Source organism: Flavobacterium riviphilum (genome assembly GCF_055231795.1).
On sequence record NZ_JBUYSY010000002.1, the window covers coordinates 288,772 to 305,378 of the forward strand.

Consider the following 16,607-nt stretch of genomic DNA (forward strand, 5'->3'; position numbering starts at 1 on the left):
TATGTGATTATAGCCTTTTTACTATACTAGCAAATGTACTTTTTTTATTAATAATACCTAGTTCGAATAAGCTATTTTGTATTTTATCATACTCTTCTTGGGTTATTGTTTTTTGTGACCATTCGGTAATTTCCAACCAATTATGAAGATCATTTTCTTTTTGCTGATATCGCTTTGCTAACATCTCGATTATTCCCTTAGTTTCTTTGAAGTGAAGCGTTTTGGAGTTGATAATTTCGACTATTTTTTTTACGATTGTAGGATTGTTTTCCAATAGCGAATCACGCACTGCAATTACAAAACAAGGCCAAGGAGTAGGGCATTCCCCAACTCTTTTAAATACTCCATTGTCTATTAGGGGTTGTGTCATGAATTTTTCCCACATGAAGTAATCGGCAGTACCTTCTTTCAAAGCTGTCACGGCTCCGTCAATTGTATTGACAATTTCGAATGACAAAGAGTTAAGATCCCAATTTTGATTATTAGCATTGACATAGGCCATTAATTGAGAGCCAGAGCCAATTCTAGAAATGGCGGCTTTGGTGCCTTCAAGTTGAGCTAAAGTTTCATATTTGGATTGAGCGGCAACATGTATCCCCCATATTAAAGGGGATTCTACGTAAACTTGAACTATTTTTGAAGGATTTCCTGCAATGATATCTTTTATGATTCCTTCGGTTAAAATAATGGCAATATCAGTACTTCCATCCCGAAGCATTTGGCACATTTTGCCTGTGCCTTCTGGAACGTCGGTCCATTGTAAATCGATTCCTTCATTTGCAAATTCTTTGTTTTCAATGGCCAAATGCCAAGGAAGGTTGAAATGTTCAGGAACACCAGCTATTTTTATTGTTGTCATTTATTTTTGATTTATTAGTTGCCACCATTTCCAGTTGATTCCGTCTTCTGCGGTGTATTCTTCTTGAAACCGCATACCGCATTTGCTCAAAATATGATTGGATGCGCCATTTTGAGCATGAGTGTATGCATTTACTTCTTTTATCTTCATCTGATTGAAACCATAATCCAACCAAAATTTTGTGGCTTCGGTGGCATAGCCTTTATTCCAAAAAGGCTCATCTAACCTATAGCCATAATCAAAAAAATTGGTGTTCCCATTTTCTACATGATCATTAACGAATTTAATACCAGTCCAACCAATAAACTGTCCGTTTTCTTTAAGAAGTGTGGCATAACGACCAATGTTGTTTTCTGCATATTGTTTTTGCACATACTCAATTACCTTAATGATTTCAGAAATATCTTTAGCAGGGGTATTCCATAGGTATTTGTGTACGTTAGGATTAGAATCCATGACAAACATTGCTTTTGCATAGTCTAGAGTAAGTGGACGAAGAATCAATCGGTCGGTTTCGAGAAGTAAATCCATAATTTGTTACAATTATTGCGTTAGTTTATTCAGAGTGTACAAAATAAGTTCGTCAACAGCTTTATAAGGATCTTGGCTAAAAGTGCCGTTGGCACGATTGGCAATTATGGCATTCATTGATAAACAGTGATGACCTAGTAATTTACCAAGTCCATAAATGGCACTGGTTTCCATTTCTAAATTGGTAATGCGATGTCCTTCGAAACTAAAAGAATCCATTTTAGCATTCAATGCTGGATCTTGTATTCCTAATCGTAACACACGTCCTTGTGGCCCGTAAAAACCACCAGCGGTGGCTGTAATGCCTTTGTGAATTTGATCACTAGCAATCAATTGCTCCAACTCAGGGGAACAACCGATGACATAAGGTGTTCCTTTTTTCAAATCCCAGTTGGTATGTTCGATAAACGCTTTTTCTAAACGGTTTTCTGAAATCGAATCAATCAAATAGGAGCGAAGCATGTTGTCTAATCCTAGTCCGTACTGCGCCATCACAAAATGATCTACTGGAATATCGGCTTGTAGAGATCCAGAAGTTCCAATTCTGATGATTCGCAATGAGGTTAGCGTGTCTTTTACCTTTCTAGTTTTCAAATCGATATTGACTAAAGCGTCTAATTCGTTGAGTACAATATCAATATTGTCAGGACCTATTCCAGTAGAAACCACACTAATTCGCTTGCCTTTATAGGTTCCGGTTTGCGTTTTGAATTCTCTTTTTTGAACGGTTAATTCAATAGTATCAAAATGCTTAGTGATTTTTTCTACACGATCTTGATCGCCTACAAACAGAATCGTGCTTGCAATTTGCTCTGGCTTTAAGTTGAGATGATAGACACTACCATCAGGGTTGAGTATTAATTCGGAATCTTTTATCATATCAAAGCCCCCTATCCCCCAAAGGGGGAATGCCTATTAGAGGTGAATAGGTATAGTTTTTATTAATAATCAAGCTAAATATTCCCCATTTTGGGGTCTGGGGGATTACCCTCCAACTCTTTTTGTTTTGAAGCCTTTATCTTTTAAAAGAGCCATAATTTTATCGCGATAATCACCTTGAATGATGATTGCACCTTCTTTGAAAGTGCCACCCACACTCAATTTTGTTTTTATTTCTTTGGCTAAAATTTTGAAATCCTCATCGGTTCCCTCATAGCCCTCGATAATGGTGGTGGCTTTGCCTTTTCGTTTTTCGTATTTACAAATCATCGGTTCTTTTTGCACATACAATTCGTGTGCTACTTCCTCAACGGGTTCGTCGGGAAGAGGTTGATGATCTGGAAAAAGTTGTTTTAATTGGTCTTGTAAATCCATAAAATTGAACTTTTGAAAAAATCAAATTCCAAATTCCAAGTTGGTAAGCAATGGAATTTGGAATTACTGATAGTATGTTTATACTTTTATTTTTTGATTAAACCCAAATCTACCAAACGTTCATACAAATAATCGCCTGCAGTGATGTCATCAAATAATTTAGGATGTTGGTCATCGATACAATTTTCCAAGCAATTTAGCTTCATATCGCTAACAGGATGCATGAAAAACGGAATAGAATAACGTGAGGTTCCCCATAATTCTCTCGGCGGATTCACTACTTGATGAATAGTTGATTTCAAACGATTATTGGTATGACGTGATAACATATCACCAACATTAATCATTAATTCATCAGGTTGTGCCATAGCGTCAATCCATTCGCCTTCGTGGTTTTGCACTTGTAAGCCTTTTCCTTGAGCCCCCATTAATAGGGTAATTAAGTTAATGTCTCCGTGAGCTGCGGCACGAACGGCGCCGTCTTTTGGTTCATCTGTAATGGGTGGATAGTGGATAGGTCTCAAAATACTATTACCATCTTTTACGTATTGGTCAAAATAAAATTCATCCAATCCAATAAATAAGGCTAAGGCTCTTAATACATAAACCCCTGTTTTCTCAAGCATTTGATAAGCTTCTTTACCAACGGTATTAAAATTAGCTAATTCTGAAACTTCAACATTGGCAGGATATTCACCTTCGTATTTTGAACCTTCGCTTACATATTGGCCAAAATGCCAAAATTCTTTCAAATCTCCAGCTGAGCGTCCTTTGGCATGTTCTTTTCCAAAAGAAATGTAGCCTCTTTGTCCTCCAATACCTGGAATTTCATATTTTTCTTTTACTTCGAGTGGAAGCGAAAAAAAGTTACGAACTTCGGCATATAAGTTCTCTACTAATTCGTCATTTAAAAAATGACCTTTTAATGCTACGAAGCCAATTTCTTCGTAAGCGGTTCCGATTTCATTTACAAATTTTTGTTTACGTTTCGGGTCATCCGAAAGGAAATCACGCAAGTCAACACTAGGAATGTTTTGCATAGTAAAAAAATTAAATAGTTTTGAAGTCAAAATCTTCAAGTAACAAAATTAACGATTTTTTTTGAAATCCTTTTAGGTTTGAAGTCTTGTTGATTTATAAAAATATAACAAAAATTAGCAAAACTGTGATATTTTTATATCTTTGAATCCTATTTAAACGCTAAACCAAAATGATATTTGATAGAAAAAATCTTACCGACTTTCAATTATTACAACTTTATAATAAGATAATTGTTCCAAGATTAATTGAGGAAAAAATGCTTATCCTAATTAGACAAGGTAAAGTGTCTAAGTGGTTTTCTGGCATTGGCCAAGAAGCTATTGCTGTGGGAATTACCGCTGCCTTAGACCAGGATGAGTATATATTGCCTATGCATAGAAACTTAGGCGTTTTTACTGGAAGAGACATTCCTTTGCATCGATTGTTTTCGCAATGGCAAGGTAAAGCCAATGGTTTTACAAAAGGGAGAGATCGTAGTTTCCATTTTGGGACTCAAGACTATAAGATTATTGGAATGATTTCGCATTTGGGTCCTCAATTAGGAGTTGCAGATGGGATTGCTTTGGCTAATACACTTAAAAAAAATAATAAAGTAACCGCTGTTTTTACAGGCGAGGGAGCTACTAGTGAAGGCGATTTTCATGAAGCGTTAAACATTGCTGCTGTTTGGGATTTGCCGGTTCTTTTTGTTATTGAAAATAACGGTTATGGCCTTTCGACCCCTACAAACGAACAATACCGTTGCGAAAATTTGGCTGACAAAGGAATAGGATATGGCATGGAAAGTCATATTGTAGATGGGAATAATATTTTGGAAGTCTTTAATTTGATTTCCGAATTAAAAGCTTCAATGATTGAGCGTCCACGTCCAATTTTACTAGAGTTTAAAACGTTTAGAATGCGAGGCCACGAAGAGGCAAGCGGCACTAAATACGTTCCTCAAGAATTGATGGATTTGTGGGCAGCTAAAGATCCTGTGACCAATTATAAAAATTTCTTACTTGAAAACGGTATACTTTCAGAAGCATTGGATGCTGAAATGAAAGCAGAAATCAAAAAGGTAATTGATACTGATTGGGCTTTGGCTAATGCCGAACCAGAAATTGAAGCTAGTCTTGCCGAAGAGTTAAATGATGTCTACAAACCCTATGTTGCAGAAATTGTTGAACCCTCAGGTCCTACCGAAAATATTCGTTTTATAGATGCTATTAGTCAAGGATTAAAGCAATCCATGCAGCGCTATGAAAACTCTGTAATTATGGGGCAAGACATTGCTGAATATGGAGGTGCATTTAAAATAACCGATGGTTTTGTGGCTGAATTTGGAAAGGAACGCGTTCGAAATACACCTATTTGCGAAAGCGCTGTAGTTTCTGCCGCTATGGGATTGTCCATTAATGGATACAAAGCTATTATGGAAATGCAATTTGCAGACTTTGTTTCTACAGGTTTTAATCCAATAGTGAATCTTTTGGCTAAATCACATTATCGTTGGTTAGAAAAAGCCGATGTTGTGATCCGAATGCCTTGTGGTGGAGGAACTCAAGCGGGACCTTTTCATTCTCAAACTAATGAAGCTTGGTTTACCAAAACACCAGGTTTGAAAGTGGTTTATCCTGCTTTTCCTTATGATGCCAAAGGATTATTAAATGAATCGATTAATGACCCTAATCCGGTTTTATTTTTCGAACATAAATTATTGTACCGCTCCATTTATCAAGAGGTTCCGAAGGAGTATTACACGCTTCCTTTAGGTAAGGCAGCTCTTTTAAAAGAAGGGAAACAAATCACCATTATTGCTTTTGGAGCTACCGTTCATTGGGCCTTAGAAACCTTGGATAAAAATCCACAGTTTAGTGCTGATGTGATTGATTTACGTACCTTACAACCCTTGGACACCGAAACTGTTTTTGCTTCGGTAAAGAAAACAGGAAAAGCCATTATTGTGCAAGAAGACAGTCTTTTTGGTGGAATTGCCAGTGATTTGTCAGCATTGATTATGGAAAATTGTTTTGAGTATTTGGATGCGCCAGTAAAACGCGTGGCCAGTTTGGATTCGCCAATCCCTTTTACAAAAGCACTTGAAGATCAATATTTACCCAAAGGCAGATTCGAAAAAGAATTGCTGGATTTAATAGCATACTAAAATAGAAATCAAAAAGATGATTGTTGCCCAAAAACGACAATCATCTTTTATAAAGAATGGAATTTTTCTTTTATCAGTTCTATTTCTTTAGCATAGATGCTTTTTTTTCTGGTGGCAAAATACAAGGTGTTAACTAAAGCATGATATCCTTCCCATAATACTTGTACGGTTCCATTTTCTATTTCACTTTTACACAGAAAATCAGGAACAACAGCTAGCCCATGACCGGAACTCAAACATCGAATAATTGAATTTATATTTGGAACAATATAATTGGGTCTAAAATCAGGATACTTATTAAAATTGAGTTGCCAAAAACGGCGCAAATGTTCCATATCTCCTGTAGTGCCATACCATTTCTGTTGTTTTAGCCACGATTCCAATTCATTGGAGTTTTTACTTTCTAAAAGCGTTGTAAATTCATCGCGATTTTCGTTTATACCACAGATAAGAACGATAGTTTCTTTTGAAAAAGGTTCATAAACAATGTTGTTTTTTGTAACATTTTGTGGTGTAATGATCAAATCTAAAATTCCTTTTTCCAAATAATCAACCATTTCTGGGTACAATCCGAATTGTATAATTACATTGAAAGGTAAACTTGAAATGTATTTTTCAAGTGTAATTTGAAACGTTTCAAAGCACATGCCTACACTAATAGTAGGGGTGTTTTTTTCAGTACTTCGTTGAAAATTTTTTTCAGCATCTTCTAATTTGGATAGTGGTTCAATAATATAATTGTAAAGTACCTTTCCTTTTTCGGTTGGGACCATTTTTCGGCCGGTCCTATCAAACAATTTGAAGCCAACATAATTTTCTAATGAGCTAATATGAAGACTTACACCGGGTTGAGAGATGAATAACTCCTCGGCAGCACTGGTTAAAGTACCTGTTTTGTAAACCGCTTTAAAGGTTCGGTACCATTCTAAATTGACCATAACTATTATTTTTATAATACAAATGTATAATTTATCTTATTTTAATAATAGTATGTGAGGCTGTAATTTTGCACCATCAAATTAAACAAAGAAATCATGAAAAAAGTTTTTATAATTAATGGAGGTCAAAAATTTGGTCATTCAGGTGGACGTTTCAATGAAACAATTACCAATGCTTCAGTAAATTTTTTTGAGAATAATGCGAATTTCGAAGTGAGAACCACCAATATCAATGAAGAATATGATCCAAAAGAGGAAGTCGAAAATTTTGTTTGGGCGGATGTTATCATTTACCATACCCCAATCTGGTGGTTTCAATTGCCCCATGGTTTTAAAAAGTATATTGATGTAGTTTTTACTGAAGGACATGCCAACGGAATCTATAAAAGTGATGGGCGTACATCTGAAAATCCAGCCATTAATTATGGAACAGGAGGTATGCTTAAAGGAAAAAAATACATGCTGACTACTTCTTGGAATGCACCCAAAGAGGCTTTTACATTGCCTGGTGAGTTTTTTAAACAGCATTCTGTAGATGATGGACCTTTATTTGGATTTCATAGAATGAATGCCTTTGTAGGATTGGAACCGTTGCAAAGCATCCATTTTCACGATATTGAAAAAAATGCCAACGTAGCAAATGATCTTAAAACTTATCAAAATCATTTAGAACAACTTTTTTTAAATTAATCATGGCAATACATCTTACCGCAATAATTAAAAGTAAAACTGAAAAAACTGCAGAAGTAAAATTGTTTTTGCTTGAAATGGTTCAAAAATCCACGAAAGAAGAAGCATGTATGCAATACGAATTGTTTCAGGAACAAACAGATTCCTCAATTTTTATTTTTCACGAAATATGGAAAGATCAAGAAGGATTTGAAAAACATAACCAACAAAAGTATATTCAAGCTTTTTTTGAACGATCAAATGCCTTATTGCAAGAGGCTCCTTTGGTGTATTTTAACAATAAATTATCGTAGAAATTTTGGCACAAACAAGGTTAGTTTTAATTTTGACTTGAAAATTGAATACCATGAAACCTTTAAAAGAAAAACAACTCATACAAGAAGCTTCTATTCATAAAATGCAATACGACAAAGAGTGGTTCTTTATGTTGGACGACATGGCTTTCTATTTGAAAGAAGATCTTTCAGAAGTGGAATCTATCTATTTGCCATTGATTATTGAGGGAAAGGAAAAAATGGTGAAATGCTGTACTTTTGAAGATATCTTACGAGGGCGAAGAGAAATATAATTCAAAAAAAGCTGTCTTGCATAGACAGCTTTTTTGATTTTTGACTATTTATTTAGTCATTTTTATTTAAAACTGTTAAATTTGATAGTAAAAATTACAATTTTGAAAAAAATAGTCTTGTTTTTTGGATTAATTATTACAACTTCCCTTTTTGGGCAGGAATTATTGCCTTTTGTCGAAAATTATAACAAGTCGATTTACAAAGGAGATAATCAGGTTTGGAGTATTGTGCAAGGGGAGGATAAAGCCATGTATTTTGCTAATAACAAGTATTTTATTCGTTACGATGGTAACGAATGGGAAAAATACCGATTGCCCATTAATACTGTAATTCGATCTGTTTTTTCTGATGGTGATCGAATATATTCAGGTTCTTATAAAGAGTTTGGATATTGGCAAAGAAATAATGGCAAAATGGAATATTTTTCGCTGACCCATGGAAAGTCGGTTTTCTATGAAAATGAAAATGAAGAAATATGGAAAATTTTTAAACAAAATGGTATTATTTATTTTCAATCTTTCAATCAATTGTATGCCTACAACAAACGAACGGTTAAGAAAATTACGTTTTCCCATTTGATATCATATTGCTTTCCGATTGATCAGGAACTTTATGTAGCCACGGTCGAAAATGGGATTTTTCGAATGAAAAATGATCATTTTCAAGCCATACCCGGTATGGATAAACTGAAAAAAACGGTAATTCATGGGATTCAAAAAATAAATAAAAGACTTTTTATTTTTACTCAAAACAAAGGCGTATTTGTATTTGAAAATAACATACTTCAACCTTGGAATCATCCGTTGAATGCCCTTTTAAAATCGGCTACAATCAATGTCACACACTGGGTTGCTCCTCAAAAGCTCATTATAGGTACGGGATTGCAAGGGCTTTTTTTGTATGACTTTAAACAAGACACTTATCAGAACATAAGTAAAAAAAACGTGTTGCTAAATAATTCGGTATTGTCGATGACGCTTGATGCCGAAAATGATTTATGGTTGGGTTTGGATAATGGGATTTCTCATGTTGAAATTAATTCTCCTATTTCTATTTTAAATGATAATTCGGGTATTTTAGGATCGGTTTATTCTGTTGCACAAACATCTCCTTCGCATTTTTTACTGGCCTCAAATCATGGGGTTTTTGAATTTCACTCTAATAAACTTGAGCCATTACCAGCGGGAAAAGGTCAAGCATGGGATATTGAAGCAGTACCACAAGGCTTTATTGTAGGTCATAATTCCGGTACCTTTCTCTATGAGCCTAACTCAACATTAAGGCAATTAAATGTGGAGAATGGAGGCTGGAATTTTGTAAAAAGTGGCATCAACGCATCCTATTTGCAGGCTACATATACCGGTGTGGTAGTGTATCCTAATCCCAATGATTTATCCGTAAAATATAATATTAAAGGATTGGTCAAACCTATTAAATATGTAGCACAAAACAGGAAAAATGAAATTTGGGCAGCAGATAATTATAGAGGATTATATCGGATAGTGACCAATGATCGGTATGAAACAGTTACTGTAAAAAATGTATCCCAACAAAGTAATATCAAGAATGATTTTGGAGTAAAAATTTTTGATTTTCGAAACGAACTGTTGTTTTTAATCGATAACAATTGGTATACGTACAATTCACTAGAACGCAAATTAGAAATAAACGAGTTGTTTCAATCCAATTTTAAAGACATTTCTAATGTGGTGGCCTTAGACGATAATCAGTTTTTGGTTGTAAAAGAAGGTATTTTGTATCATATTTTGACCGATGGAAGTCATTTCAAATGGAATAAAATTCGTGATAAATATTATCGTGGGAAACTTTCTATTGAAAACTTGAAAGTGTATCAGTCAAATAAGCATTATTTATTAAACTTAGATGACGGATTCATAGCAATTGCTTTTGAGTTTGATAATAAAAAAACCACAACACCAAAAATTGAGGTTTATAATCATGAGGTTTTGCTTTTACAAGGAGACAAAGTAGATAATAATGCTGAATTACGAGTTAGAGTTATTACAGGAATGTATGGTTACAAAAGGCCCAACTTATTTTATAGTATTGATGATGGTAAAGAATTTATACCTTTAAAAGATGATGGGTTTGTTTTAAATAATATGAGAAGCGGATCCTTATTTATCAATGTATATTATCATGATGGAATTGACTTTGTCAAGCTTAATTCATTTTTACTCAAAGTAAAACATCCTTGGTATTTGACGTTTTGGATGTTTATACTCTATTTTATGGTTTTGGGAGGCTTCTTGTTTCTGTATTATAAGTGGAATAAAATGCGTTATCAGCAAAAATTAAAATTGCAAGAAGAAACATTGAAACACAAAAATGAACTGATGAAGATGGAGCTGAAAGCACAAAACGAATTACAGTTTCAAGAGTACGAAAAACACATTTTAGAATTAGAATTGCAAACCAAATCTTCTGAAGTGGCTGGAAAATCATTATCTATAGCCAAACAAACTGAGATGATGGATAAAATTCAGACCATTTTAGAAACCGAAACCGAGGTGAGTAAGGTTAAAAATGAAATAAAGAAGGTGATCAAGATTAATTCGGTCAACAAGCATGAGTGGGAAGCTTTTGAAACCAATCTGAACCATATTCACAAAGAGTTTATTACTAATCTAACAGCTAAGTATCCAAAATTGACTCCAAAGGATATCAAGCTTTGCATCTACTTAAAGATGAATCTTTCTTCTAAGGAAATCGCACCAATGATGAATATTTCATTTCGTGGTGTAGAATTGCATCGTTATCGATTAAGAAAGAAATTACAACTTCAACAAGAAGAAAACCTCACCAAATTTTTGTTGAACATTTAAAGTTTGTTTAAGAGCATATATTTTTTTCTTTATAAAACGTTATAGTTACGCTTACTCTCCTACATCATCACTACATCATACGCTACAGCATAGGTTTTAAGGTGATATTGTAATTGATTGTTTTTTAGGTAATTAATGTTAAAATTTAACTAAATGATGTAGTTGTGTAGTGGTAACACACCCTTACTACAACGTTGTAATTGATTAATTTTGAGCCATCAACATTAACCAATTATAGTCATATGAGAAATTATATTATTTGTTCATTAATGATCCTATTGATGCCTGCATATATGGCAGCACAATCAATTAAAGGTCAGGTCCTTGACACACAAGGATTGGGTGTTCCAGGAGCCATAGTGGTATCTACACCTTCAAATACTTCCGCAGAGACTGATTTTGATGGAAACTTTGAAATAGCAGCCAAAGAAGGCGATATGTTAAAAATCTCCATGCTCGGATTTGATTCTCAAACGGTAAAAGTAACTTCTGTTTTTATGAAAGTTATTCTTAAAGAATCAGAAGATACCCAGTTAAAAGAAGTTGTAGTTATTGGTTACGGTACTCGTAAAAAAGCTGACAATACCGCTGCTGTATCTTCTATTAAATCAGAAGAAATTGTAAAAACTAAAGTACTTAATGCTTCTCAAGCCATTCAAGGTAAGGCAGCTGGGGTACAAGTTGTTTCTTCCGATGTACCAGGTGCAGCACCTTCTGTAGTGATTCGTGGTTTAGGAACTGCACTCGGAGGTAGATCTCCATTATTTGTAGTTGATGGTATGCCAACAGAAAGTATTAACAACATTAACGCAAACGATATCACTTCGTATGAAATTTTGAAAGATGCTTCTGCATTAGCAATTTATGGTACAAGAGCGGCAAATGGGGTAATCATTATTACGACTAAAAGTGGTAAAGGAGACAAAGTCAATGTAGAAGTAGAATCTTTTGCAGGGGTTAGAAATCCTTTGAAAAAAGTAAAAATGGCTGGTAGTAACAAATATGCTCATTATACCAATGTAGCTTTGGGATCTACTGTTTTTTCTCAAGATCAACCTGTAAACACGGATTGGTTTGATGCCATTACAAGAACTGGTCAATATGTGCAAAACAACGTTTCGGTTTCTGGTTCTTCTGAAATTGTGAAATTTTTCTTTAGTGCGGGTAATTACACTGAGAAAGGTATTTTGAATGGTTTAGATTATGGCCGTACTACTTTCAGAAATAATAATGAATTTAAAATTTCAGATAAGATAAAATTGAGTCAAAATTTCAGTTTAACTTCAACTCAATCAACACCAAAACCATTAAATGCATTTACTACGGCTTACAAACAATCACCCATAGTATCTGTGCGTTTTCCTAGTGGGCAATATGGTGTTTCTTTTGTAGGTGCTGATGGATTTGCATCTCCTTCAGGTTCAGCTTTCAACAATGTTGGGAATCCAGTAGCAATGTTAGACTTTTTTAATGAGCAACAAAGAAGTCTTACCTTACAAGGGGGATTGAAATTAGATTATGAAATTATTAAACCCCTAAAATTTACTTCTCAATTTAATGGTGAATATTTTTCTTGGAAAAACTACAATTTTACCGACACTAAAAATATTTGGTTAGCCGCAGATCCAACTAGAGTTCCTGAAGCTTACCCTACGACAGACTTTATCAATACTTTATCAAGAGGAAGAACTGATAACTATAACTGGAACATCATGAATTATTTTACATTCAACAAAACGTTTAAAGAAATTCATGATTTGGAAGTAACGGCGGGTATGGAAGCTTCAGTTAGACGTTCTACTTCAGGGATGTATGCCACAAGAAAAAATGTAAATCCAAATGAAAATTATTGGAGTATCAATATAAATCTTACAGATCTTATTGGATATTCTGAAGGAATTTCCAATGAGAATAAATTAGCCTCTTACTTTGGTCGTTTTCAATACAAATTAAAAGATAAATATTTATTTACAGGAACAATTAGACGTGATGGTTCATCCAGTTTTGCTAGAGATTATCGTTGGGGGACTTTTCCAGCCTTTGGTTTAGGTTGGGTTGTTTCGAAAGAATCCTTTTTACAAGACTCTAAAACTATCGATTTATTAAAAGTAAGAGGAGGTTGGGGTAAACTTGGAAACCAAAGTGTGCCTTTGAATCGTCAAGCTTTTTCTACTGGATTAAATTCCTATTTGGGTGGTTCATTATTAGAAGAAGGTACAACCATAGCCTCTATCATTGATCCTAGTTTGTCTTGGGAAATTACACAAGAAGCTTCTTTTGGAGTTGATTTAGAAATGTTCAACAAAAGATTAAAAGGAACATTTGACGTGTATGATAAAGAAACTTCAAATGTGATTTTATTCACTAAACCAGCGATAACTTCGGGTATTACAGGTGCAACACCAGCTCATGTTGGTGAAGTTAGCAACAAAGGTTTTGAAGCTGCTTTGCGTTGGGATGATAAAATTACAGATGAATTGTCGTATTGGATAGGAGGGAATTATTCTTATAATGACAATAAATTACAAGCTATCAAAGATGTTAGTTTAGCTCCAATCGTAGGAGGTGCATTGGGTAACGGACAGGATACTAAGTTGCTTGATAACTCCTCTGTAGGTAAACCACTAGGAAGTTTCTTTATGTATGAGTATGCTGGTTTTGATCCTAACAATGGTAAAATGTTGTATTTCAATGCCAATGGAGACAAAGTAACACAAGATGCCTTAGTATTAGCAGATAAAAAATATGTTGGAAGTGTATTGGCTAAATCTACTTTTGGTTTGTCCTTAGGTTTAACCTATAAAAATTGGGATTTCTCGGTAGATGGATATGGTACAGCAGGTGCCAAAGTGTATAATGGTAAAAAAGCACAACGATTTGCAGGTGAGAATGTTGAAGATGTTTTAGCTACTAATTTCTGGACACCCAATAACCCAGGAGGGTCAGTGGTAGGGCCATTTAACGAAGTACCTGTTGCTTCTACTTATTATTTAGAATCTGGAGATTTCTTCAGAATCAACAACATAACAATTGGTTACAAACTACCAATGGATCTTAAATTCATTAGTTCTTGTAGACTTTATGTAAATATGATCAACCCCTTTATTTTCCAAAAATACTCAGGCTTTTCTCCTGAATTGAATGGAAACGGTGATCCTTATGGTTCGCAAGGTATTGAATTAGATGCTTATCCAACTTTGAGATCATTTGTAATTGGAGCTAATTTAAAATTTTAACATTATGAAAAAGAGATATATAACCCTATTTGCTTTATCCTTATTGTTTTTTACTGCTTGTTCAGACGATTTTCTAGATGTAGATCAAAAAGAATCGGTGTCAACAGACGATCTGGAGTTGTATAATAACGATAAAGGAGCAGCCACCTTTACTACTGCGATTTACAATAAATTCTTGAATTTTGATATGTCTTCCTTTCCTTGGATTGGTATTGCTAGTATTACTTCAGATGATGCCGACAAAGGGTCTTCGCCAGGAGATACAGGAGGTGATAAAGATGTATTGGATGCCTTGACATTTAACGCTTCTAATCCATCATTTTTAGATGTTTTTAGAGCTAATTACGATGGGATAAATCGCTGTAATCAAGCTTTAAATATCATTCCAAAATTAGATAAAGCCAACCCACAGTTAAGAGAAAGATTAATCGGAGAGGCTAAGTTTTTAAGAGCTTATATGTATTTCACCTTAGTAAAATGTTTTGGTGGGGTGCCAATTGTTGATCGATTGCCAAATCCTTCTTCTGATGAAGATCGAAAAATGTTATTGGAAAGAAAAACAAAAGAAGAGGTATACGCTTTAATTGAAAAAGACTTAAAAGAGGCTATCCCTGTATTAGTAGATAAGTCCGCTTATCCTGCAAATGAAAAAGCTAGAGCTTCTAAAGGAGCTGCCTATGCCTTATTGGCAAAAGTGAGTTTGTACCAACAAAAATGGCAACAAGTTGTTGATAATTGTAATGCAGTTACAGGATATTCTTTATCACCTGATTTTGCTAAAATGTTTAGAGTGGAAGGAGAAAATGACAACGAATCCATTTTTGAAATTCAAAGTACTGGTTTAGCACCAGCCATCGGAATTCAACAATATTCTCAAGTACAAGGCGCTCGTGGTGCCGGTGGTTGGGGATGGGGTTTCAATACGCCATCTGAAAGCTTAGCAAATGCTTTTGAACCAGGTGATGTGCGAAAAGCCGCAACCATCATTTTTAGAGGAACTACATTGTACGATGGTAGAGTTGTGCCAAATACAGTAGAAAATGAAAGATATAATTATAAAGCGTTTTCTTCTTTGTATACAGGAGCAGATATTTCCGATGCTAATATGAAATTAATGCGTTACGCTGAAGTACTCCTGATGAAAGCAGAAGCTTTGAATGAATTAGGTCAAACTAGTGCCGCAATTCCACTATTGAATCAAGTTCGTAACCGAGCTGGATTGGCCAATACTACTGCACTTTCTCAGAGTGAAGTAAAGTTAGCCATCTGGAAAGAAAGACGTGTTGAAATGGCCATGGAAAACGATCGCTATTTTGATTTAGTAAGAACAGGTCAAGCGGTATCAGCATTTGCAGCTGTTGGAAAAACTTTTGTAAAAGGAAAACATGAAGTGTTTCCAATTCCACAAAATTTTATCATTCAACAAGGTGATTTCGCGCAACAAAACCCTAATTATTAAACTTCAAATTCTATCACAATGAAAAAACATCAATTGCTATATTTACTTTCTTTTGCGCTGATAAGCCCTTTTTTGATCAGTTGCGAGGATAGTATTGACAAGGTGAATAACCCTATTCCTTATGAACCGGTAGGTGGATATGAAACTTCAGATGAAGTGGCCGCTGAAAATTTAGTGTCTAAAATAAGTTTTGATAATACGTTTACAGATGCCAAAAGCAATGTAAACAGTATTGATGGTTCAAAAGCTGGATTTGGTACTGGAATTAAAGGGGCTGCCTACCAAGGATCTAGTACAGAAAACCGATTTGCAGTTGGTACTGGAACTACAAAAGTTACAGGTCTAAATGATTTTACGCTATCTTTTTGGTTAAATTCTGCCAATACAGTGCCTGATGGAGGAAGTCCAGGACAAGGTAAAGGGGCACAAGGACTATTTTCAATTGTTCGTCCAACAGAGTTTTGGGGTGCTTTGAATGTGTTTTTAGAAAATCCTGATAGTACTAAACCCAATAGATTGTTGCTAAAGTTGTCTACAGAAAACGGAAGAGCAGGTGTAGTTTGGAGAGGTCAAAACCTTGTTTTAGAAATTGACGATTTGTTGAACAAATGGGTTCATGTTTCCTTTACTTACAATTCAAAAACAAGTACCATTACAAGCTATGTCAATGGAGTTGCTAAAAAAAGTGCAGTGTGGTTTGCAAATGATCCTGGTGGCGCAGACAATCCAAACAATGCTCCAAAATGGGGAGTATTTGAAATGACTGGCACCAATGGAAAAATTTTATTTGGATCCCATCAGTTTGAAACTACTCCACCACTAAATAACGGTTCGGATCAACCTTGGGCTACTAGTTTTGTTGGGTTAATGGATGAATTCAGAATTTACAACAAAGCCCTAGAAGCCAACGAAGTTACAGCATTATACAAACTCGAAAAAGATAATCGATAATGAATTATGATACTACTACACCTAGAA

Annotated in this window: 14 protein-coding genes; 8 read left to right on the forward strand and 6 right to left on the reverse strand. The window is 34.8% G+C overall.

From position 1 onward, the window contains the following. Positions 1–7 precede the first annotated feature (7 nt). The 5 genes from ACZIX2_RS03960 to ACZIX2_RS03980 all read right to left on the reverse strand — a co-directional run bounded on the left by ACZIX2_RS03960 (position 8) and on the right by ACZIX2_RS03980 (position 3,744). The gene (locus ACZIX2_RS03960) at positions 8–859 is read right to left on the reverse strand and encodes a substrate-binding domain-containing protein (protein ID WP_463338782.1); all 852 of its coding nucleotides are present in this window, start codon (positions 857–859) and stop codon (positions 8–10) included. Then, positions 860–1,390 (reverse strand): GNAT family N-acetyltransferase, encoded by a 531-nt coding sequence (locus ACZIX2_RS03965; protein ID WP_463338783.1) that lies wholly within the window; start codon positions 1,388–1,390, stop codon positions 860–862. 12 nt (positions 1,391–1,402) lie between these two features. Beyond that, on the reverse strand, positions 1,403–2,269 hold the full coding sequence (locus tag ACZIX2_RS03970) for a nucleoside phosphorylase (protein ID WP_463338784.1): 867 nt from the start codon (positions 2,267–2,269) through the stop codon (positions 1,403–1,405). A 105-nt stretch (positions 2,270–2,374) separates the two neighbouring features. Further along, complete coding sequence (locus ACZIX2_RS03975; protein WP_463338785.1) at positions 2,375–2,704, reverse strand: translation initiation factor; 330 nt, start codon at positions 2,702–2,704, stop codon at positions 2,375–2,377. Between the two features lie 86 nt (positions 2,705–2,790). Further along, positions 2,791–3,744 (reverse strand): isopenicillin N synthase family dioxygenase, encoded by a 954-nt coding sequence (locus tag ACZIX2_RS03980; RefSeq protein ID WP_463338786.1) that lies wholly within the window; start codon positions 3,742–3,744, stop codon positions 2,791–2,793. A gap of 170 nt (positions 3,745–3,914) precedes the next feature. On the opposite strand from ACZIX2_RS03980, the gene ACZIX2_RS03985 reads away from it, so the two are divergent. Next, positions 3,915–5,891 carry an alpha-ketoacid dehydrogenase subunit alpha/beta gene (locus ACZIX2_RS03985; RefSeq protein WP_463338787.1) on the forward strand — a complete coding sequence of 659 codons (1,977 nt, stop codon included), beginning with the start codon at positions 3,915–3,917 and terminating at the stop codon, positions 5,889–5,891. A gap of 47 nt (positions 5,892–5,938) precedes the next feature. Here the strand turns inward: ACZIX2_RS03985 and ACZIX2_RS03990 are convergent, their stop codons facing one another. Further along, positions 5,939–6,829: a LysR family transcriptional regulator gene (locus ACZIX2_RS03990; RefSeq protein ID WP_463338788.1), complete on the reverse strand. Its 891-nt coding sequence runs from the start codon at positions 6,827–6,829 to the stop codon at positions 5,939–5,941. Between the two features lie 96 nt (positions 6,830–6,925). Between ACZIX2_RS03990 and ACZIX2_RS03995 the strand changes: the two genes are divergently transcribed. From ACZIX2_RS03995 to ACZIX2_RS04025, 7 genes are all read left to right on the forward strand, one after another. After that, positions 6,926–7,519: an NAD(P)H-dependent oxidoreductase gene (locus ACZIX2_RS03995; protein WP_463338789.1), complete on the forward strand. Its 594-nt coding sequence runs from the start codon at positions 6,926–6,928 to the stop codon at positions 7,517–7,519. Positions 7,520–7,521: 2 nt separating this feature from the next. Beyond that, positions 7,522–7,812 (forward strand): putative quinol monooxygenase, encoded by a 291-nt coding sequence (locus tag ACZIX2_RS04000; protein WP_463338790.1) that lies wholly within the window; start codon positions 7,522–7,524, stop codon positions 7,810–7,812. Positions 7,813–7,865: 53 nt separating this feature from the next. Further along, entirely contained in the window at positions 7,866–8,087 is a 222-nt protein-coding gene (locus ACZIX2_RS04005) for a hypothetical protein (protein WP_463338791.1), read from the forward strand. 102 nt (positions 8,088–8,189) lie between these two features. Then, the gene (locus ACZIX2_RS04010) at positions 8,190–10,934 is read left to right on the forward strand and encodes a helix-turn-helix and ligand-binding sensor domain-containing protein (RefSeq protein WP_463338792.1); all 2,745 of its coding nucleotides are present in this window, start codon (positions 8,190–8,192) and stop codon (positions 10,932–10,934) included. 242 nt (positions 10,935–11,176) lie between these two features. Then, a complete protein-coding gene (locus tag ACZIX2_RS04015; RefSeq protein WP_463338793.1) occupies positions 11,177–14,170 on the forward strand; it encodes a SusC/RagA family TonB-linked outer membrane protein in 2,994 nt (997 codons plus the stop codon). Between the two features lie 4 nt (positions 14,171–14,174). Next, positions 14,175–15,629, forward strand: a complete 1,455-nt coding sequence (locus ACZIX2_RS04020; RefSeq protein WP_463338794.1) for a RagB/SusD family nutrient uptake outer membrane protein — start codon at positions 14,175–14,177, stop codon at positions 15,627–15,629. 18 nt (positions 15,630–15,647) lie between these two features. Beyond that, positions 15,648–16,580 carry a hypothetical protein gene (locus ACZIX2_RS04025; protein ID WP_463338795.1) on the forward strand — a complete coding sequence of 311 codons (933 nt, stop codon included), beginning with the start codon at positions 15,648–15,650 and terminating at the stop codon, positions 16,578–16,580. Positions 16,581–16,607 lie beyond the last annotated feature (27 nt).

Bases quoted from the DNA above. Each gene is read 5' to 3' on its own strand.
- ACZIX2_RS03960 (WP_463338782.1), bottom strand. From the start codon at position 859: ATGACAACAATAAAAATAGCTGGTGTTCCTGAACATTTCAACCTTCCT.
- ACZIX2_RS03965 (WP_463338783.1), bottom strand. From the start codon at position 1,390: ATGGATTTACTTCTCGAAACCGACCGATTGATTCTTCGTCCACTTACT.
- ACZIX2_RS03970 (WP_463338784.1), bottom strand. From the start codon at position 2,269: ATGATAAAAGATTCCGAATTAATACTCAACCCTGATGGTAGTGTCTAT.
- ACZIX2_RS03975 (WP_463338785.1), bottom strand. From the start codon at position 2,704: ATGGATTTACAAGACCAATTAAAACAACTTTTTCCAGATCATCAACCT.
- ACZIX2_RS03980 (WP_463338786.1), bottom strand. From the start codon at position 3,744: ATGCAAAACATTCCTAGTGTTGACTTGCGTGATTTCCTTTCGGATGAC.
- ACZIX2_RS03985 (WP_463338787.1), top strand. From the start codon at position 3,915: ATGATATTTGATAGAAAAAATCTTACCGACTTTCAATTATTACAACTT.
- ACZIX2_RS03990 (WP_463338788.1), bottom strand. From the start codon at position 6,829: ATGGTCAATTTAGAATGGTACCGAACCTTTAAAGCGGTTTACAAAACA.
- ACZIX2_RS03995 (WP_463338789.1), top strand. From the start codon at position 6,926: ATGAAAAAAGTTTTTATAATTAATGGAGGTCAAAAATTTGGTCATTCA.
- ACZIX2_RS04000 (WP_463338790.1), top strand. From the start codon at position 7,522: ATGGCAATACATCTTACCGCAATAATTAAAAGTAAAACTGAAAAAACT.
- ACZIX2_RS04005 (WP_463338791.1), top strand. From the start codon at position 7,866: ATGAAACCTTTAAAAGAAAAACAACTCATACAAGAAGCTTCTATTCAT.
- ACZIX2_RS04015 (WP_463338793.1), top strand. From the start codon at position 11,177: ATGAGAAATTATATTATTTGTTCATTAATGATCCTATTGATGCCTGCA.
- ACZIX2_RS04020 (WP_463338794.1), top strand. From the start codon at position 14,175: ATGAAAAAGAGATATATAACCCTATTTGCTTTATCCTTATTGTTTTTT.
- ACZIX2_RS04025 (WP_463338795.1), top strand. From the start codon at position 15,648: ATGAAAAAACATCAATTGCTATATTTACTTTCTTTTGCGCTGATAAGC.